The 17,465-nt window shown below is 70.0% G+C and carries 21 protein-coding genes; 10 read left to right on the forward strand and 11 right to left on the reverse strand.

The annotated features are described in order from the left end of the window. From ACYU7G_RS00005 to ACYU7G_RS00015, 3 genes are all read right to left on the reverse strand, one after another. Positions 1–1,623: MMPL family transporter (locus ACYU7G_RS00005; protein WP_461103459.1), on the reverse strand; the 1,623-nt coding region annotated here is incomplete at its 3' end. A 102-nt stretch (positions 1,624–1,725) separates the two neighbouring features. Next, entirely contained in the window at positions 1,726–2,202 is a 477-nt protein-coding gene (locus ACYU7G_RS00010; protein WP_461103461.1) for an SRPBCC family protein, read from the reverse strand. A 10-nt stretch (positions 2,203–2,212) separates the two neighbouring features. After that, entirely contained in the window at positions 2,213–2,401 is a 189-nt protein-coding gene (locus tag ACYU7G_RS00015) for a DUF6191 domain-containing protein (RefSeq protein WP_461103463.1), read from the reverse strand. A gap of 78 nt (positions 2,402–2,479) precedes the next feature. Here ACYU7G_RS00015 and ACYU7G_RS00020 point away from each other — a divergent pair, with 78 nt between their 5' ends. From ACYU7G_RS00020 to ACYU7G_RS00030, 3 genes are read left to right on the forward strand one after another with little or no spacing between them, the layout of a single operon-like run. Beyond that, positions 2,480–2,740: a type II toxin-antitoxin system Phd/YefM family antitoxin gene (locus ACYU7G_RS00020; protein ID WP_461103465.1), complete on the forward strand. Its 261-nt coding sequence runs from the start codon at positions 2,480–2,482 to the stop codon at positions 2,738–2,740. Next, entirely contained in the window at positions 2,737–3,132 is a 396-nt protein-coding gene (locus ACYU7G_RS00025; protein WP_461103467.1) for a PIN domain-containing protein, read from the forward strand. Before ACYU7G_RS00020 ends, ACYU7G_RS00025 begins: the two co-directional genes overlap by 4 nt. A gap of 37 nt (positions 3,133–3,169) precedes the next feature. Further along, entirely contained in the window at positions 3,170–4,042 is an 873-nt protein-coding gene (locus tag ACYU7G_RS00030) for an aminoglycoside phosphotransferase family protein (protein WP_461103469.1), read from the forward strand. Here the strand turns inward: ACYU7G_RS00030 and ACYU7G_RS00035 are convergent. After that, positions 4,035–4,499: an AAA family ATPase gene (locus tag ACYU7G_RS00035; protein ID WP_461103471.1), complete on the reverse strand. Its 465-nt coding sequence runs from the start codon at positions 4,497–4,499 to the stop codon at positions 4,035–4,037. The two genes, ACYU7G_RS00030 and ACYU7G_RS00035, sit on opposite strands and share 8 nt — an antisense overlap. A gap of 174 nt (positions 4,500–4,673) precedes the next feature. Between ACYU7G_RS00035 and ACYU7G_RS00040 the strand changes: the two genes are divergently transcribed. The 3 genes from ACYU7G_RS00040 to mgtE are packed head-to-tail and all read left to right on the forward strand — an operon-like array spanning position 4,674 to position 7,755. Next, entirely contained in the window at positions 4,674–5,147 is a 474-nt protein-coding gene (locus ACYU7G_RS00040) for a hypothetical protein (RefSeq protein ID WP_461103473.1), read from the forward strand. A 15-nt stretch (positions 5,148–5,162) separates the two neighbouring features. Beyond that, the gene (locus ACYU7G_RS00045) at positions 5,163–6,392 is read left to right on the forward strand and encodes an alpha-amylase family protein (protein WP_461103475.1); all 1,230 of its coding nucleotides are present in this window, start codon (positions 5,163–5,165) and stop codon (positions 6,390–6,392) included. Between the two features lie 16 nt (positions 6,393–6,408). After that, the gene (gene mgtE / locus ACYU7G_RS00050; protein WP_461103477.1) at positions 6,409–7,755 is read left to right on the forward strand and encodes a magnesium transporter; all 1,347 of its coding nucleotides are present in this window, start codon (positions 6,409–6,411) and stop codon (positions 7,753–7,755) included. Between the two features lie 11 nt (positions 7,756–7,766). Here mgtE and ACYU7G_RS00055 read toward each other — a convergent pair whose 3' ends face one another. From ACYU7G_RS00055 to ACYU7G_RS00065, 3 genes are all read right to left on the reverse strand, one after another. Continuing rightward, a complete protein-coding gene (locus ACYU7G_RS00055; RefSeq protein WP_461103479.1) occupies positions 7,767–8,123 on the reverse strand; it encodes a VOC family protein in 357 nt (118 codons plus the stop codon). Between the two features lie 64 nt (positions 8,124–8,187). Next, positions 8,188–9,336, reverse strand: coding sequence for a molybdopterin-synthase adenylyltransferase MoeB (moeB, locus tag ACYU7G_RS00060; protein WP_461103481.1), 1,149 nt, complete (start codon positions 9,334–9,336; stop codon positions 8,188–8,190). Positions 9,337–9,385: 49 nt separating this feature from the next. Continuing rightward, a complete protein-coding gene (locus ACYU7G_RS00065; protein WP_461103483.1) occupies positions 9,386–9,610 on the reverse strand; it encodes a hypothetical protein in 225 nt (74 codons plus the stop codon). Positions 9,611–9,853: 243 nt separating this feature from the next. Between ACYU7G_RS00065 and ACYU7G_RS00070 the strand changes: the two genes are divergently transcribed. Together ACYU7G_RS00070 and ACYU7G_RS00075 are read left to right on the forward strand one after the other, a co-directional pair. Beyond that, positions 9,854–10,078 (forward strand): hypothetical protein, encoded by a 225-nt coding sequence (locus ACYU7G_RS00070; protein ID WP_461103485.1) that lies wholly within the window; start codon positions 9,854–9,856, stop codon positions 10,076–10,078. Then, positions 10,075–10,518, forward strand: a complete 444-nt coding sequence (locus ACYU7G_RS00075; RefSeq protein WP_461103487.1) for a TA system VapC family ribonuclease toxin — start codon at positions 10,075–10,077, stop codon at positions 10,516–10,518. The genes ACYU7G_RS00070 and ACYU7G_RS00075 overlap by 4 nt, the downstream gene beginning before the upstream one ends. Before the next feature lie 139 nt (positions 10,519–10,657). Here the strand turns inward: ACYU7G_RS00075 and ACYU7G_RS00080 are convergent, their stop codons facing one another. Further along, the gene (locus tag ACYU7G_RS00080; RefSeq protein WP_461103489.1) at positions 10,658–11,962 is read right to left on the reverse strand and encodes a DUF4921 family protein; all 1,305 of its coding nucleotides are present in this window, start codon (positions 11,960–11,962) and stop codon (positions 10,658–10,660) included. Positions 11,963–12,090: 128 nt separating this feature from the next. On the opposite strand from ACYU7G_RS00080, the gene ACYU7G_RS00085 reads away from it, so the two are divergent. Then, positions 12,091–12,933, forward strand: coding sequence for an oxygenase MpaB family protein (locus tag ACYU7G_RS00085; RefSeq protein ID WP_461103491.1), 843 nt, complete (start codon positions 12,091–12,093; stop codon positions 12,931–12,933). A gap of 94 nt (positions 12,934–13,027) precedes the next feature. Here the strand turns inward: ACYU7G_RS00085 and ACYU7G_RS00090 are convergent, their stop codons facing one another. Further along, positions 13,028–14,164: a carbohydrate kinase family protein gene (locus tag ACYU7G_RS00090; RefSeq protein ID WP_461105118.1), complete on the reverse strand. Its 1,137-nt coding sequence runs from the start codon at positions 14,162–14,164 to the stop codon at positions 13,028–13,030. A 48-nt stretch (positions 14,165–14,212) separates the two neighbouring features. Here ACYU7G_RS00090 and ACYU7G_RS00095 point away from each other — a divergent pair, with 48 nt between their 5' ends. Further along, positions 14,213–15,568 carry a family 4 glycosyl hydrolase gene (locus ACYU7G_RS00095; RefSeq protein WP_461103493.1) on the forward strand — a complete coding sequence of 452 codons (1,356 nt, stop codon included), beginning with the start codon at positions 14,213–14,215 and terminating at the stop codon, positions 15,566–15,568. Between the two features lie 166 nt (positions 15,569–15,734). Here the strand turns inward: ACYU7G_RS00095 and ACYU7G_RS00100 are convergent, their stop codons facing one another. After that, on the reverse strand, positions 15,735–16,475 hold the full coding sequence (locus tag ACYU7G_RS00100; protein WP_461103495.1) for an SDR family oxidoreductase: 741 nt from the start codon (positions 16,473–16,475) through the stop codon (positions 15,735–15,737). A gap of 26 nt (positions 16,476–16,501) precedes the next feature. Then, positions 16,502–17,458 (reverse strand): nucleoside hydrolase, encoded by a 957-nt coding sequence (locus tag ACYU7G_RS00105; protein ID WP_461103497.1) that lies wholly within the window; start codon positions 17,456–17,458, stop codon positions 16,502–16,504. Positions 17,459–17,465 lie beyond the last annotated feature (7 nt).

Below are 17,465 nucleotides of genomic sequence, written 5' to 3' on the forward strand. Positions count from 1 at the left end.
GGAGGTGTCGTTGGTGTCGATCGCCACCGCCGTCGTGCCCCCGATCAGCGCCGTGCCGTCGAGTTCGGCGCGCAGCGCCCTGACGGTCTCCTGCGCCTCGATGCTGTCCCCGGGGTCCGACAGGGTGGCCTGCAGGAAGACCTCGCCGTCGTTGACCGTCGGCTCCGGGGCGGGGGTTCCCGGCGGGCCGAGGGGCTGGATGCCCTCCTCCGTGACGGGTGCCGAACCCGACGGGCTGTCGGCGGCCAGGACGGCCACCGAGTCGACGCCGTCGGCGGCCAGCAGGACGTCGGCCACCGCTTGCAGGTCGGCCTCGGCCACCAGCACGTTGGCCGGGTCACCGGAGCCGCCCGGGAAGTGCTCGGCGAGGGCCTGCTGCCCGTCGCGGGCGTCGGAGGCACCGATCACCAGCTCACTGGTGGCGACACCGTCGGCCTTGAGCGTGGGAACGAAGGCAGCACCCACCGCCAGCAGCGCCACGCAGGCGAGCCACACGGTGCGGGGACGCTTGGCGACGAAGCGGCCGATGGCGGCGTAGGCACCCTGGTTGAAGGCGGTCTCGGTGTCGCGCTCCGGGTCGAAGACGGGGCGGCGCGGCCAGAACGCGGCGCGGCCCAGCAGGAGCAGCATCGCCGGCAGCAGCGTCAGCGCCGAGAGCATCGCGAACCCGATGCCGATCGCAGCCACAGGACCGAGGGACTTGTTGGACGAGAGATCGCTGAACAACAGGCACAACAGGCCCGCGATGACGGTGCCACCCGAGGCCAGGATCGGCTCCAGCGAACCCCGGATGGTCTTGCGCGTGGCCGCCATCCGGGACTCGTTGCGGCGCAGTTCCTCCTGGTAGCGGGCGGTGTACAGCAAGGCGTAGTCCGTGGCCGCACCGATCACCAGGATGAACAGGATGCCCTGCGTCTGACCGTTGAGCGTGAGGATCCCCCACTTCGCCAACCACCAGTTGACCAGCAGCGCCACGCACAACGCGAACACGCTGGTGGCCAGCACCAGGAATGGGAGCAGGAGGGAGCGGTAGACGATCAGCAGGATGATTAGCACTGCCCCGAGCGCGACGCCGAGCAGCAGCCCGTCGATGCCGCCGAAGGCCTCGACGAGGTCCGCCGAGAATCCGGCGGGGCCGGTGACGTGGTGCGTGATGCCGGCGGGCGCGTCCTGGGCCAGGGCGTCCCGGACGGCCGCGACGGCCTCCTCGAGGTCCGCCTCGGCGTCGAGCGGGATGAACGCCTGGGCCGCGAGGCCGTCGTCGGAGGGGATGAGGGGTGAGACGCTGTCCACCACGTCGAGGTCGCCGAGGCCCTCGACGAGGGTGTTGAGGTCCTCGAGGGTGGCGACGTCGATGGTGTCCTCGGAGGTGAGGATGACGATGGCGGGGATGGTGTCGTCGCCCACGAAGTCTGTGTAGCGCTCGCCGACGAGGGTGGCGTCCGCGCTGGCCGAGAGGAACGCGGCCTGGTCGTTGGAGGCCACCTCACCGACCTTACCGAAGTACGGTCCGCCCATTCCGGCGCCCACCAGCCACAAGATGATCAGGACGATCGGGAGGCCCGTCCGAAGCCAGACCGGGGGCTTGCCGCTGTTCAGTTCTGCTCGACCGCTAGTTTGCACAGTTCCCAAATGTACGTCGCTGACGGGCATAACCCACATCGGCGGACCTGAACGGGCACCCCCGGGGCTCGGCAACGGCCTCCGGGCCCTGCCTGACAGCCGTTACGGACGACGCAGCCCCGCCTCGCCGCGCTCCATGATGCGGTGGTGCGCCCACGCGGCCAGGGGGCGGCCAACCCGGATGGGCCACCGCCGTGACACGACGCACCACGTGACGTCCATGCGCGTGCCGTCGCCGTCAGGGGCGAAGGCCCACTCGCCGTCTCCCCGGAGGTCACCCTCCGCGGTGAAGGCCAGCCGCCGCAGCGGTTCGACGGCGGTCAGCTCGACGGTGAACCGCAGCCGCAGCCCTGCGGGACTCCGGACGAGGAGCGCGGCCCGGTTACCGACGCCGTCGGGATGGCCGCCGACCTGCATGGATTCAACCGCCATCCCCTGCCACCACGCGGGCCAGCGCTCGACGTCGGTGAGGGCGGACCAGGCCTGTTCGCTGGGCATTTCCACCCGCCAGACTGATTCGAAGTGGAACGGGCGCGAATCTCCAGGCCCCCTCGTGGCGTGGCGATGCGGTTCGTCCATGCGTGAGTGCTCAGTGATCTTCGGGTGCCTCGGCCGCTGGGGGCGGGACGGAGATGGTCACGCTGCCGGCCTCGAAGTCCACCAGCGACGGACCGCCCGGGGCGCCCTCCGCCGACTCGACGAAGCGCACCTTCTCGAAGTCGCGCTGCTCCCGGACGTGCTGCATTCCGGGCTGGAAGATGGAGAAGAAGTCCGACATGGCGCCTCCCTGGGTCTGGGACCAGATTACTCCCGGACCCCCTTCCTGCGGTGTGGCAGAAGTGCTACAGTTGCGCACATGACCTCCGTCGCGTCGCGTGACCTGCGCAACCACACGCGCTCCGTTCTCGAGCGCGTGGCGGCTGGCGACGTGGTGACCGTCACCGTAAACGGAAAGCCTGTCGCAGAGATCCGCACACCCCGGCGTGCCCTACCCACGGCAATCCCACGGGCGGCGGTCATGGACATCGTCTTCTCCGCCGCGGGCGACGTCACTCTGGAGGCAGATCTGGCCTGGATCTCAGGCGGCTCCACCGACGACCTTGGACCCATCAGGTGACTCGGGGCCTTCTGGACACCAGCGTCTGGATCGCCGGTGAAGTCGGGCGTGAACTCGACGCCGCGGCGCTGCCGGACGAAGCCGCGATCTGCGTCGTGACCATGGCGGAACTGCACGCTGGTGTACTCGCCGCCAGCGACACCCGGACCCGCTCCGCCCGGATGGGGACCCTCGAAAGACTCAGTTCGTACCAACCCCTGCCGATCGACGCCACCGCGGCGCGTCACTGGGCATCCCTGCGCGTGCAACTCCACGAGGCTGGGAGGGCGATGGGCGTCAACGACCTCTGGATTGCAGCAGTGGCCCTCGCCAACGGCCTGCCTGTCTACACGCAGGACGCAGGCTTCTCCGCGCTCTCCGAACTGGGCGCCCTCGAAGTGGTCCGAGTGTGATCCCGTTGACCATCACGGACCAGGATGGCCTGTGAACATGTCCGAACTGGCAACCGACTTCGTCGTGGACCTGGTGGCACGGGAATTGCCCCAGTACGCGCAGCTGCCCGTCCGCCCCGTGGAGCAGCAGGGCTGGGACAACCGCACGTTCCGCCTCGGTGAGGAACTGGCCGTCCGGATCCCCAGCGCTGATGCCTACGCCGCCGGCATCGCGAAGGAGGACCGCGTCCTGCCACTGCTGGCGGACCGCCTCCCGGTGGCCGTGCCCGAGGTGGTGGCCACCGTCGGACCCAGCGCCAGCTTCCCGAGGCCCTGGTCGGTCAGGCGTTGGCTGCCGGGACGCCCGCCCGAGGCGGCCCGCCCGCTCGGCGAGGACCTGGCCCGGGACCTGGGCCACACCCTGCGGGAACTGCAGGCCCTGCCCAGCGACGACGGTCCGTGGGCCGGCACCCATTCCTTCCTGCGCGGCACGCATCCGAGCGCCTACGCAGACGAGGTCCAGCGCTGCCTCGCAGACCCTGCCAACGCCGGGATCTCCGCCACGGCCCGCGCCGCCTGGCTCAGGGGCGTGGGCAGCGCCTGGCGTGAGGCACCGGTGTGGTTCCACGGCGACGTCGCGGCGGGGAACCTCCTGGTGGATGCGGACGGGCACCTCACCGCGCTGATCGACTTCGGGACCTGTGGCGTCGGAGACCCGGCCTGCGACCTCGTCGCGGCATGGACCATGTTCGACGCCTCCGGGCGGCGGGTGTTCCGGGACGCCGTCGCGCTAGACGACGACACCTGGCACCGTGGTCGGGCCTGGGCCCTGTGGAAGGCGCTGATCACAGTGGCGGACCCAACCAGCCCCCTGTTCCAGGTGCACGCACGGGCGCTGCCCGAGATCCTCGAGGACCCCGTGGTCAGCTGATCACCGTCAGCGGGCCCTCGTCCGGGCTCGGCGGCTGGAAGTTGTCGAGGTAGGCGGCCGCCGTCGCGGCGTCGAGTTCGAAGTCATCGCGGTGCTCACCGGCGCGCGCCCCGATCCGCGCGAGCACGGTCTCCCTGTCCGTGGCCAGGTAGATGGTCTCCGGCTCCACGCCGTGCGCCCGGACGTTGCGGCGCCAGTCGTCGCGCATGCTGCGCGACCAGAACGAGAAGTCGAGCACCACGTCGCGCCCGGCTGACAGGAGCCGGGCGAGTTCGGCGCGGAGGTGCTGCTCGACCTGCCGGTGGACGTCATCGGGGAGCGGCATGCTGCGATGTCCGAGTTCCCACGCCGTGGCGTCGAACGAGAGCCGGGCCATGCCGTCGGCCTCCAACCGGTGGGCATGGGTGGTCTTGCCGGACCCGGCAGGCCCGCACATGAACACGACTCGCTGCGACATTGACCCATTGTGCATCGGCTTGTCACCTGCGCTGTCCCCCGTCACCTGCGCTGTACCCCGTCACCTGCGTTACAACGCAGGTGTCCGTGCAGAGGGCAGGTGACTGTCCCCACACCCCGGTGCGCGTGTCACGCCGTTGCGCTGCAAACATTCGGGAGCAGGCCCAGTGCGAGCATGTGGCTCGCGCTGCTGCTGTTCGTCCGATGCGGGACGGTCGGCTTCCTGGACGACTTCATCAAGGTGTTCACCCAGGACGACCGGGGCCTCAGCAGTGGCGGCAAGATCGCGGGGCAGACCCTCGTGGCCCTGACGTTCGGCGTGCTCGCGACCCAGTTCTTCGCCGACGAGCAGGGCGTGCACCCCGCCTCCATGCACGTCTCCACCACGCAGGACTGGGGGATCAAACTGCCCCTCGTGGTGGTGCTCGTGCTCGTCTGGTTCATGGTGACGGCAACCTCGAACACAAGCGCTCCGCCAGTTCCAAGACTCTGGCCCATATCGCAGCGCTCTACCTCTCGGTGGCGATGTGGTTCCCCCCGTTCTGATTGGGCGTGCCAGCCGCGTAGTTACACACGTGTAGTTATCCACGGCTGTGGAAAACTCGGTGGACAACTCTGGGCAGTACGGTTGGACCAGTCGATCCGCTGAGACGAGGAGGCAGCCATGGTTTGGAGCGAGCACGCCATCTGGTGGCAGGTGTACCCGCTGGGCTTCGTCGGCGCCCCGATCCGGCCGACGGGAGACGCGGAACGGGCACTCACCCACCGCCTCGGACGGCTCGAGAACTGGCTCGACTACGTCATCGAGCTCGGCTGCAACGGGCTGCTGCTGGGCCCCGTCTTCGAGTCCGAGAGCCACGGTTACGACACCACGGACTTCTTCCGGATCGACCCCCGCCTCGGCGACGACGCGGACTTCGACCGGCTGGTCTCGGCCTGTGAACAGCGCGGCATCCGGATCCTCCTGGACGGCGTGTTCAACCACGTAGGCCGTGGTCATCCCGCATTTGCGGCCGCCATCGCCGGTGGACCGGAGCGGGAGCTGTTCGTCCTGGACCCGGCCACGGGAGAGCCCGCCGTGTTCGAGGGCCACGGCTCCCTGGTGGAGCTCAACCACGACTCCCCCGCGGTGGTGGACCTCGTCGTCGACGTGATGGCGCACTGGCTGCGTCGCGGCATCTCGGGCTGGCGCCTCGACGCGGCCTACGCCGTCGCCCCCGAGTTCTGGGCGCGAGTGCTGCCCCGGGTGCGCAGCGAGTTCCCCGAGGCCTGGTTCTTCGGCGAGGTGATCCACGGCGACGACGCCGCCATCGTCACCCAGTCGGGGCTGGACTCCCTCACGCAGTACGAGCTGTGGAAGGCCACGTGGAGTTCCCTCAAGGACGGGAACTTCTTCGAGCTCGACTGGTGCCTGCAGCGCCACAACGAACTCCTGGACACCTTCGTCCCCCAGACCTTCGTCGGCAACCACGACGTCACCCGGATCGCCACCACCCTGGACGCCCCGCGCGCGGCCCTGGCCCACGTCGTGCTGTTCACAGTCGCCGGCATCCCGTCGGTCTACTACGGCGACGAGCAGGCCTTCGCCGGCACCAAGACCGAGCGCATCGGCGGCGACGACGAGGTCCGGCCGCCGTTCCCCGACTCCCCCACCGAGCTGTCCCCGATCGGCGGTTGGGCGCACCGGCTGCACCAGGACCTGATCTCCCTGCGCCGTCGCCACCCCTGGCTGACGCGGGCGCGCACCGAGACCAGGACACTCACCAACACCACCTACACCTACGACGCAGTGGGCGCGGGCGGCGAACGCCTCACCGTCGCCCTCACCCTCGAGGGATCACCCTCGGCAACCATCAGCGCCGACGGGCAGACCCTGCTGCACGTCGCAGTGTGACCACCGGGAGGCAGCCATGGATGTGCAGACCGCATTGGAGCCCGAGGAGTTCGAACGCGCCCTCGCCGCCCGCGACCTGACACGCGCCCAGGAACTGCTGGCCGGCGCGAGCACCGGAGACGTCGTAGACGAACTGGACCGGTTGCAGGCGCAGGACAGCGCCGTCGCGTTCCGGCTGCTGCCGAAGGACCGGGCCCTGGAGGTGTTCGAACTGCTGGACCCTGCGTCGCAGGGCGACCTGGTCCGGCTGCTGCGCACCGACGAGACCGCAGCCGTGTTCGAGCCCATGGACCCAGACGACAGGGTCACGCTCCTCGACGAGCTCCCGGCCGGCATCGCCACCCGGCTGATGTCCGGGCTGTCCACGCAGGAACGGCTCCTGACCACCACGGTGCTGGGCTACCCGAAGCGCTCCATCGGCCGGCAGATGAGCCCCGAGGTGGCCACCGTCCACGCCGAGCAGGACGCGGCCGCGGCGCTCGCCCACGTCAAGGCCGTCGTCGACTCCAGCGAGACCATCTACACGATCTGCGTCACCGACGACACCCGCCGCCTGCTGGGAGTGGTGAGTCTCCGCGATCTGGTCGCGGCCGACCCCAGCACCCTCGTCGCCGAGCTCATCTCCCCGGCCGACACCGCCGATGCCACCGAACCGGCCGAGGACGCCGCCCGCCGCTGCGCCGAGCGTCGGCACCTCGCCCTCCCGGTGGTGGACTCCGAGGAACGACTCGTCGGCATCCTCACCGTCGACGACGCGCTGCGCATCCTCGAGGAGGCCGAGTCCGAGGACCAGGCCCGCCTCGGCGGCGCCGAGCCGCTGCGCAGGCACTACCTCTCGACCCCCATCCTGCGGATCGTGCGCTCCCGAGTGGTCTGGCTGCTGGTGCTCGCGATCGGCGCCAGCCTCACGGTGCAGGTGCTGGAGGTGTTCGAGGAGACCATCGGCAAGCTCGTCGTGCTCTCGGTGTTCATCCCGCTGCTGATCGGGACCGGCGGCAACACCGGCAACCAGGCCGCCACCACGGTCACCCGCGCGCTCGCGCTGGGCGAGGTCAGACCCCGCGACGTGATGAAGGTGCTCGGGCGCGAACTGGCCACCGGCGCCACCCTCGGTCTGGTGATGGGCGGCCTCGGCTTCACCATCACGGCGCTGCTCTACGACGTCGGCATCGGCAGCGTGATCGGCCTCACCCTCTTCGTGATGTGCGCGTTGGCCGCCACCGTCGGCGGGGTCATGCCCCTGCTGGCGAAGGCCCTCCGCGCAGATCCGGCGGTGTTCTCCAACCCGTTCATCAGCACGTTCGTCGACGCCACCGGGCTGGTGGTCTACTTCCTGATCGCGAAACTCATCCTCGGTATCTGAGCCTCCCCCTCCTAGGTGGTGCCCTCGTACAGGCCGATGTGGTTGCCGTCGGGATCCTCGAACGCGGCCCACCAACTGGTGGGTGAGATCTCACCCTTGGGCATGGTCACCTTCCCACCGGCGGCCTCGACCTTCGCCAGCACGTCGTCGATGGAGTCCACCTCCACGTAGGAGCGGGGTTGGGTGAAGCCCTCGCCGCGGGGCGCGAGGCCGCCGCCGGAGATCTCGTTCGGGGCCTGCCACATCGGGTAGCCCTCGAAGCCGGGGATTTCAGCGATCTTCCAGCCGAAAAGGCCGCCATAGAACTCCGACGCCTTCGCGAAGTCCGAGACGGGGATGTCGATGTGCGTGATGTCGCCGTGAGCCATCGTCGGCTCCCTTCCTTCGTTGGGAAACCAGACACTACGCCTGCCCACCGACAGTTGGAAGGGGTCAGTAAGTGGCCTTGTCAGGTTCCACTTCGGCCACCCAGGCCAGCACTCCTCCACGCACCACGCGCACCGACGGATGACCCGCGGCGACGAGGAGGTCGCGCGCCTGGCGCGAGCGCACGTCGGTGCGGCAGTGGATGATCACGGGTCGATCCGCGTCCAGTTCGACGTCGCCGGAGATGAAGCGGCCCAGCGGGAGCAGGCGGGCGCCGTCGATGTGGACGATCTCGTACTCGCCGGGCTCGCGGACGTCGAGCAGGTCAAAGTCGGTCAGGCCGGCCGCCCTGTCCTGGAGGAGGCGGGCGAGCTCGGTGGCGCTGACCATCCCGTCGTCCGACGGCGCCGCCACGGGCTCCGGGACGCCGCACCAGGCGTCGTAGTCGATCAGCTCGGTGACGGGCTCGCGCGCGGGGTCGGGCTTGATCGTGATCTCGCGCCAGTTGAAGTCGAGGGCGTCGAGGACGACGAGGCGTCCCAGCAGGCTGCGGCCGATGCCGGTGATCAGCTTCACGGCCTCGTTGGCCATCGCGGTGCCCACCATCCCCGGCAACACGCCCACCACGCCGCCCTCGGCGCACGAGGGCACGGTGCCGGGCGCGGGCGGCTCCGGGAAGACGTCGCGGTACGTGGGGCCACTGGCGGCGTCGAACACGGCCACCTGCCCGGCGAACTGGAAGATGGCACCCCACACGCACGGCATGCCAAGGATCTCCGCGGCGTCGCTGACCAGGTACCGGGTGGGGAAGTTGTCGGTGCCGTCGATCACCAGGTCGTAGTCGGCCAGGACCTCGAGCGCGTTCTCGCTGGTCAGACGCAGGTTGTGCTCCACCACCTCGACGGCGGGGTTGAGTGCGCGGACCTTCTCGGCCGCGGAGGTCGTCTTGGCGCGGCCGACGTCCGGCGTGGCGTGGATGACCTGCCGCTGCAGGTTGGTGGCGTCCACGACGTCGTCGTCCACGATCCCGATGGTCCCCACTCCGGCCGCTCCGAGGTAGAGCAGCACCGGCGACCCAAGGCCGCCGGCACCCATCACCAGGACGCGTGCCGCCCGGATGCGTTCCTGTCCCTCTGCGCCCAACTGGGGCAGCATGATCTGGCGCGAGTAGCGCTGCAGTTCGTCGCGGGTCATCTCGTCAGGGGAATCAGCCACGCCCCCATCGTCCCACGCCACCAAATCCCCGGAAGCCCCACCCTGTCCCTCACAAGATCCCGAAGATGTAGGCGAAGAGGCTCACCTGGAGGATGAAGCCCAAGACCCCGAGGAGCATTGAGGCGCAGACGCTCACGATCGTGAGGATGCTGAGGATCTTGCCCAGCCAGTAACCCACCACCAGCCCGCCCCGCCACGAGAAAGGGGCACCGTTGCGGATCTCGGTGCGAGCCTGTCCCCCGAAGTACCAGGCGACGAAGGAGAGGACCGGCACAACGATTCCAACCGCCCCCAGGACGAGGGTGAGCGTCGCGTGCGGGTGTTCCCCAGGTGGGTACCCGTATCCATGTCCCGGAGCCCCGTAGACCGGCGCGACTCCGTACTGGATCGGCCCGCGCTCCTGTGGCGGTGGCTAGCCAACGCATACCGCATGCAGGAGCATGGGGATGGGAAACGATGCGCATCATGATGCTCCAGTGCCTGCGTCGTGACGTACAGTAGCTCCATGCGGACTACTGTGACACTGGACGACGACGTCGCCCGCGAGCTGGAAAGGCTTCGCAGGGATGAGGGACTCGGCCTCAGCACTGCACTGAACCAGCTGGTGCGACGGGGAATGGCAGCTCGGGACACTCCTCCTGTGGACTACGTGCACATGACGGAAGACCTGCAGATCCAGGTGGACATCAGCAACGTCGGGGAAGTCCTCGACATTCTGGATGAAGCAGACCGAGTCGAATGATCGTCGACGCAAACATCCTGCTCTACGCAGTGGATTCAGCATCGCCATCCCACGCTGTGGCCGCCAAATGGCTCACCGACGCGCTGAACGGTAACGCCAGGGTTGGCCTGCCGCTGCAGTCCCTGACAGCCTTCACAAGGATCGCGACACATCCCCGGGTGACGCCGAATCCCCTCAACGCCGAGCGAGCACACAGCTTCCTGGATGCTTGGCTCCGGGCCCCGGCTGCTTGGGTCCCTCCCGTGACTGAGCGGACGGCGAGAATCTACTCCACCTTGGCGCGCACGCATGGCATCACTTCCAACCTCGTCCCGGATGCCGCGCTGGCTGCGCTCGGGGTCGAGTTCGGGGTGCCTATCATTTCCGCCGACAGCGACTTCAAGCGGTTCCCCGAGGTCACCTGGATCAATCCGCTGGCACCGTCAAGTCACCCCAACTAGCGCAGCCTCAGCGGCCGGTGACACGCGTGAACGGAAATCGCTTTCGGGGCTCTGGAGAGCCGCTGCGCGGCGTGTCTCTCACGCCTGTCACCAAGCACCCTCGGTCCCCGCGATCCCTGCCCGCGGAACACAGCCGCAGTCAGCCCAGGTAGCGCAGTCGGTTCGGCGGACCGTTGCACTCGTCGCCGAGCCGCATGTCTGCGATGGCGCCTTCGGAGCGGAGCTGCTCGAGGCGGGGCAGGACCCTGTCACGCAGGTCGAACGGGGAGATGGTGTTCACGTTGATCTTGGTGCCGCCCTCGAACCCGGCGACGGTGGAGACCCGCCACTTCACCAGCACCCGCCACGGCATGGCGACGTAGACGTCGCGCGGCTGGTGGTACCACTCCTCGTTGGTGGGGATCTCGGCGCCAGTGGCGGCGTGGCACGCGTGCAGCAGGTCGGACATGCCGCGCACCTCCTCGCGGGTGTGCTCCCAGGGCACCGTGCTGGGCGACTTCGAGAACACCTCCAGCGTCGGGAACCGGTGCCCGAAGCCGGCGAACGCGACGGCGTGCTCGTTCTCCGCCAGCAGCAGTCCATACTCCTGGGCCTTGTCGACGGCCATCTCGTTGTAGAAGTTGGGCCGGGTGCGCAGCCGCGCCAGCTCCTCCTCGGCCCGGATGCCGCGCTCGTCGATGGCTACCAACTGCTTGTGGAGGTGGTCGAAGCTCGCACCGGCTGGCCGCAGCCAGTTCTGGAACGCGCTGACGTAGAGGACGTTGCGGTCGAAGCGGTAGAGGTCCGCCATCGCCCAGATGGTGAACTGCACGAACTGGACGTGCTCCTCGGGCGAGAGCGTGCCAGACGACGCCAGCTGGCGCTCGCTGGTGGCGCCTTCGACGAAGTGGCGGCGAGCGACGATGACGTCGTGGCCGCCGTCGAAGAAGTTGTCGACGTAGTCCAGGCGCTGCGCATCCGTGAGCGCGTCCCAGGCCTCGTCGGAGACGCCGAACGCCTCGGCCTTCAGGCGCGCCACCCGTAGGACGTGCTCCCGGCCCGCGGGGTCGTCCAAGTACTCCTGCATGCGGAGCCGGATGCGTGTGGGGATGCGGTGCCTGTGGTTGGCCTCCCAGTAGTCGAGCGAGAGGATCTCGAACAGGTTGGGCACCCGGCGGAACTCCGCCCGCGTCTCGTGGAGGCGGTTCGCGGCCAGGGCGTCGATGCGCTCCCAGCCGGAGTCGTTGCGCACCATCCGCGCCTTCTCGGGCGGGGTGTCGAGGTACCTGAGCTCGCAGAACGCACAGTGCCTGCCGTGCTGCTCGGGATCCAGGGGACGGTCCTGGGCCGCGGCGCCGTTGAAGGGCCGGTGGCCCCTTCCGGGGACTGTCCAAACCTGGGTCCCGGAGAACGGATTGACCTGCTTGATGGTGCCGTCGGGAAGGATCTGGATGGGTTCAGCCACGCCCGCAGCCTAGTCCGCGCCCACCCGCCAGAGAACGACCAAGCCCCGCTATCGAGGTCACACTTTGGTATCAGATTCAAACCATCGGCCAAAGGGCGATCCCGAACGGGCCCGCCTACGCTTGGGGCATGTGGAACCCGCTCGAGAAGGTGCGCAAGGGCCTCGGCCGCGTGCTCCGGAGCCGGGTGGCCGGCCCCGACGCCGAGGCGAAGGCCGCCCTGATCTGGGGTGCCGAGGGTGAGCGCTGGCACACCGAGGGCGACGTCATCTGGCACGTGAACTCCGACGCCGCCATGTACGCGGGAGGGATCCGCTCGCTACTGCTGCAGGCGCTGCACCCGGCGGCGATGGCGGGCGTGGCCGGCCACTCCGGCTACCGCTCGGACCCGTGGGGCAGGCTGCAGCGCACCTCGGAGTTCATCGCCATGACCACCTACGGCCCCATCCCCTCGGCCGAGGCGCTGATCGGCAAGATCCGCGGGATCCACGAGCGCGTCCGCGGCAAGACCGACGACGGCACCCCCTACCGCGCCTCGGACCCGCACCTGCTGGCGTGGGTGCACGTCGCCGAGACCGAGAGCTTCCTGGAGAGCTTCAAGCGCTACGGCGACCGTCACCTCACCGCCGCTGAGCGCAACGAGTACGTGGCCCAGGCGGCCCCCGTCGGGGAACTGCTCGGCGCGGTGGACCTGCCCCGCACGGAGGCTCGTCTCAAGGCTGCGATCGAGGACTTCCGCCCGGAACTGCGCGCCTCCCCCGCCGCGCGCGACACCGTCGACTTCATCCTCAGGACCCCGCCCGTGCCGTGGCCCGCACGGCCGGGCTACTGGATGCTGGCGGCAGGCGCCATCGCTTCGCTGCCGGTCTGGGCGCGTGCCGAGTTGGGACTGCCCACCGGGCGCTGGTTCGACGTCGTGGGCGGCGCGCTGGGCAGGTTCGCCACCGCCGTGGTGCGGTGGGGGCTGCGCTGAGCCCGCCTTGAGCCCGCGGGCCGCATCGGGAATCTCCAGAGCCTCGAAATCGGTTTCCGATCACGCTGCTCACCACGCCCTTGGAGCCGAGCCCTCAGTGGGCGTGCGCCCCGGCGTCGGAGGCGGAGGCGAACGTGCCCTGAGCCCGGCGCACGCCCTGCACCTGGTGCCTGGGGATCAGGTCCTCGAGGAAGCCGTAGTCACGCAGGATGTGCCCGGCGCGCATGTCGCCGGCGCCTGCCTTGGCGGTCAGGCTGCGGTACCAGTCGGCGATGTCGCCCCAGCCGGGTGCCGCCAGCGAACCGCCGAACTGAAGGACGGCCAGCGACGAACTCAGCGACGCGAACCGGAGCCGCTGCTCCAGCGGCCACTTCGAGAGCGTCCCCAGGATGAATGACGCGGCGAACACGTCCCCGGCGCCGGTGGGGTCGATGGCGGGCACCGAGAGCGCGGGGCAGAACGCCTCCTCGCCGGTGGTCTGGTCGATGGCGAAGGAACCGCTGACACCGTCGGTGACCACCGCCACCGGCACCTGGTCCGTGAGCCGGCGCACGGCGTCGCTGGGTGAGTAGGTGCGGGTGTAGTGCATCGCCTCGACGGCGTTGGGGGTGAAGGCGTGGCAGTGGTCGAGGACCTCGAGGTCCGCCGGGTCCCACAGGCCGCTCTCGTCGAAGCCGATGTCGGCGAACACCAGCGTCCCCCGGTTGCTGAGCTCCTGCCACCAGGACGTGTTGGTCTTGAGGTCGACGGCGGCCGCCCGCGCCCGCGGTGCCGAGTGCAGGTTCGGCTCCAAGGACTCCGGCAGGGCGTGGGTGTGGGTGACCATCCCCCGGTCCCCACGGAACGCCATCGAGACGGTCAGTGCGGAGTGGGTGTTCTCGAACCGTCGCGAGGCCGAGAGGTCGATGCGCTCCTGCCCGGAGAGGGTCTCCCACATCCAGTCGGCGTAGGCGTCGTCACCGAAGCCGGCCACCAGTCCCGTGCGCAGCCCGAGCCGGGCCACCGCCGTCGCAAGGTTGGCGATGCCGCCGGGGCAGGAGCCCATCCCGGCGCTGTGCAGTTCCTCGCCCGGTTCGGGCAGGCGCGGGAGGCCGGTGAAGATGAGGTCGAAGAACAGCGGCCCGGTGGTGAGCACGTCCAGCGGCGGGTCCTGCGGGGTGCGCGAGTCCGCCAGCGGGTCCCACGCCCAGCAGGTCGGGCAGAAGTCGTCGTCGTGCTCGTGGTCGTTCATCACGCTCGGCCCCCAATCGGTTACTGACAAGAGTCTAGGCTCGGTGCCATGAAGCTCGTCATCCTCGGCGGCGGCGGATTCCGCGTGCCCCTGGTCCATGAAGCGGTCTCCGGCAGCGACCTGATCCACGAGGTGGTGCTGCACGACTCGTCGGCAGCCCGGCTGGAGGCCATCCGACGCGTGGTCGAGGAGCGCGCGGCCGGACTCGACGGCGCGCCCCGCGTCCGGGTGACCACGGACCTGCGCGAGGCCCTCACCGGCGCCGACTTCGTGTTCGCCGCCCTGCGGGTGGGCGGCTCGGCCGGGCGCATCCGGGACGAGCGGGTGGCGCTGGACCTGGGGCTCCTCGGCCAGGAGACCATCGGCCCCGGCGGCCTTGCCTACGCGCTGCGCACGGTCCCGGTGATGCACGAGGTGGCGCGCACCATCGCCGAGGTGGCTCCTGACGCGTGGACCATCAACTTCACCAACCCCGCCGGCATCATCACCCAGGCCATGCGTGGGGTGCTGGGTGAGCGCGTCGTCGGGATCTGCGACACCCCCATCGGGTTGGTGCGGCGAGTCTCCCGGCTGCTGGGCGTCTCGCTGGAGCACGACCGCGAGCGCGTCGACTACGACTACGTGGGCCTCAACCACCTCGGCTGGCTGCGCTCGGTCAGCATCGACGACACCGACCGGCTCCCCGAGGTGCTGGCCTCCGACGAGCAGCTCGAGCACGTCGAGGAGGCCCGGCTGATCGGCAAGGACTGGGTCCGGGCCATCGGGGCCCTGCCGAACGAGTACCTGTACTACTACTGGAAGACCGACGAGGCCATCACCCGGATCCGCGACGCGCACCAGACCCGCGGCGAGTTCCTGCACACGCAGCAGGACCGCTTCTACGCCCACGCCGACGGCTGCGCCTCGCCCCTGGCGCTGTGGCGCGACGTCCTGCACGAGCGCGAGGCCACCTACATGGCCGAGGCGCGCGAGGCCGACGAGGAGCGGCGCGCCGAGGACGTCACCGGCGGCGGCTACCAGGAGGTGGCGCTGCGAGTGATGAACGCCCTGGCCACCGGGGAGGCAGAGCGGATGATCCTGAACGTGGGCAACGGTGCGGGCTCCGGTCGCGTGGTGGCCGGGCTGGGTGACGACCTGGTGGTGGAGGTGGCGTGCACCGTCGACGGCACGGGCATCCACCCGCTGCCGGTGGCACCGGTGGAACTCGGGATGCTGGGCCAGATGGCCAGGCTGCGGGGCGCGGAGCAGGCGATCGCGGAGGCGGCGCTCACCGGGAGCCGCGAGCGGGCGTGGGAGGGGTTCTCCCTGCACCCGCTCGTGGACTCGCCCCGGCTGGGCCGGGCGCTGCTGGAGGGCTACACCGAGGCCCACCCGGGAATCGGGGAGCTGCTCCGCAGGCGCTGAGGTGGGGCCGGGCCGCCCGACGCAAGAGACGCCCGCCCTATCCGGACACGCCCGTCCTATCCAGTCACGCCCGTCCAGTACGGCGGGCGCGAACGAACGAGCCGGGCGTGAATGGACAAGGCGGGCGTTTGGGGCCGCCGATCAGGCCCTCCGCCAGGTCCGAGGTTCAGCGGCCGGTGAGGTCGTCGGGGACGGGCGGCTCGGGGAACGGCTCCGGGAACCCCTCGCGCACGTGGGAGACCGGGTCCCCGGCCAGTTCGCGCGCCACCATCTCGATGGCCTCGTCGATGGCGACGTTGCCGTCGCGGAAGTCGATCTTGGCTCCGGCGACGTCAGTGCGGCCGACGGTGTCGAGGATCATCTGCGCCACGTTCGCACGCGAGGTCTCGCCACCGGTGACGTGCGGTCCGAACTCGATGTGGTTCGTGGCGTCCTCGAGGGTGAGCAGGCCCGGGCCGAGGATGGTCCACACCAGCCCGGACTTGCGCAGGTGCTCGTCGGCCTCGGCCTTGGCCTCCGCGTAGGGGCGGAACGAGCTGTCCTCGGGGACGTCGTCGCGGCCGGCGCCGGCGTAGGAGACCATGATGAATCGGGTGGCGCCCGCGGCCTCGGCGGCGTCGATGGTGCGGATTGCGGCGTCCCGGTCGACAGCGTAGGTGCGCTGCGGGTTGCCGCCGCCGGCACCGGCGGACCAGACCACGGCGTCGTGGCCGCGCAGGATCTCACCGATGGCGTCCCGGCCGAGCTGCTCGATGTCAGCCACCAGCGCCGTCGCACCGGTGGCCTCGACGTCGGCCACCTGGTCCTCGGACCTGATCACCGACGTCACCTTGTGCCCCACCCCCACCAGGAGCGGGGCGGCCAACAGGGCCACCTTTCCATGTCCACCGATGATGATGACTCTCATGGCTCGACCCTACCCGCGCTGCCCCGTCAGGCCAGGGCTTCGAGGAAGAGCCTGCGGTAGCGGGCGCCGTCCACGTCGGTGACCACCCGGACGGGTCCGTCGTGGTCCGGGGTGGGTCGGGCGGTGTCGGTGCTGGTGCGCAGGTCCACGACGGTGCGGCCCCGGGTGATGCCCGGCGCCAGTGCCACTGACACGGGTGCGTGGCGCGTGGTGACGCCGTCGGGATCGATCACGGCACACACCGCCCCGGCGTCCCCGATGCCGACGACGCGGCCGCCGTCGCCGTCCTCACCGGTGACCGTGTCGAGGTGGGCGAGCAGCTCCCCGGCGGCGCGGCGCAGGGGGTCGCCGGCGCTGCGGAGTGCGGCGACGTCGCCCGGGCCGCAGGTGACGCGTCGGAACGGCTCCAGCCCGTACATGGTCACGGGGATGCCACTGCCGAGGACGATCTCGGCGGCCTCTGGGTCGTGCCACACGTTGAACTCGGCCGACGGTGTGGCGTTGCCGACGAAGATTGCGCCACCCATCATCGTGATCCCGGCGATCCGGCCGGCCACGTGCGGGTACATCCGCAGCAGGACCGCGATGTTGGTCAGGGGTGCGAGCGCGATCACCGTCACCGGCTCGTCGGCCTCCTCGAGGACACGGCGCAGGAGTTCGACGGCGTGCACCGGCTCCGGCTCGCGGCCGTGCGGCGGCAGCGTGAGCCCGGCCAGGCCGTTCGAGCCGTGCACGTGCCCGGCGGAGCGGGCCGGTTCCACCAGCGGTGCGGTCATCCCGGCGGCCACCGGGACGGGTCCGGCACCGGCGAGCGCGAGGACGGCGAGGGTGTTGTCCACCACCTGTTCCAGGGACGCGTTGCCGGCCACGCAGGTGACCGCCCTCACGTCCAGGGCGGAGTGGCGGACGGCGAGCGCCAGGGCGAGGGCGTCGTCGACTCCGGTGTCCACGTCGAGGACCACCGGGATGGGGATTCGGGTCATCGGGATC

The organism is Tessaracoccus terricola (assembly GCF_054776555.1).

Bases quoted from the DNA above. Each gene is read 5' to 3' on its own strand.
- ACYU7G_RS00035 (WP_461103471.1), bottom strand. From the start codon at position 4,499: ATGTCGCAGCGAGTCGTGTTCATGTGCGGGCCTGCCGGGTCCGGCAAG.
- ACYU7G_RS00030 (WP_461103469.1), top strand. From the start codon at position 3,170: ATGTCCGAACTGGCAACCGACTTCGTCGTGGACCTGGTGGCACGGGAA.
- ACYU7G_RS00075 (WP_461103487.1), top strand. From the start codon at position 10,075: ATGATCGTCGACGCAAACATCCTGCTCTACGCAGTGGATTCAGCATCG.
- ACYU7G_RS00010 (WP_461103461.1), bottom strand. From the start codon at position 2,202: ATGGACGAACCGCATCGCCACGCCACGAGGGGGCCTGGAGATTCGCGC.
- ACYU7G_RS00020 (WP_461103465.1), top strand. From the start codon at position 2,480: ATGACCTCCGTCGCGTCGCGTGACCTGCGCAACCACACGCGCTCCGTT.
- mgtE (WP_461103477.1), top strand. From the start codon at position 6,409: ATGGATGTGCAGACCGCATTGGAGCCCGAGGAGTTCGAACGCGCCCTC.
- ACYU7G_RS00040 (WP_461103473.1), top strand. From the start codon at position 4,674: ATGTGGCTCGCGCTGCTGCTGTTCGTCCGATGCGGGACGGTCGGCTTC.
- ACYU7G_RS00090 (WP_461105118.1), bottom strand. From the start codon at position 14,164: ATGAACGACCACGAGCACGACGACGACTTCTGCCCGACCTGCTGGGCG.
- ACYU7G_RS00095 (WP_461103493.1), top strand. From the start codon at position 14,213: ATGAAGCTCGTCATCCTCGGCGGCGGCGGATTCCGCGTGCCCCTGGTC.
- ACYU7G_RS00085 (WP_461103491.1), top strand. From the start codon at position 12,091: ATGTGGAACCCGCTCGAGAAGGTGCGCAAGGGCCTCGGCCGCGTGCTC.
- ACYU7G_RS00100 (WP_461103495.1), bottom strand. From the start codon at position 16,475: ATGAGAGTCATCATCATCGGTGGACATGGAAAGGTGGCCCTGTTGGCC.
- ACYU7G_RS00055 (WP_461103479.1), bottom strand. From the start codon at position 8,123: ATGGCTCACGGCGACATCACGCACATCGACATCCCCGTCTCGGACTTC.
- ACYU7G_RS00045 (WP_461103475.1), top strand. From the start codon at position 5,163: ATGGTTTGGAGCGAGCACGCCATCTGGTGGCAGGTGTACCCGCTGGGC.
- ACYU7G_RS00105 (WP_461103497.1), bottom strand. From the start codon at position 17,458: ATGACCCGAATCCCCATCCCGGTGGTCCTCGACGTGGACACCGGAGTC.
- ACYU7G_RS00015 (WP_461103463.1), bottom strand. From the start codon at position 2,401: ATGTCGGACTTCTTCTCCATCTTCCAGCCCGGAATGCAGCACGTCCGG.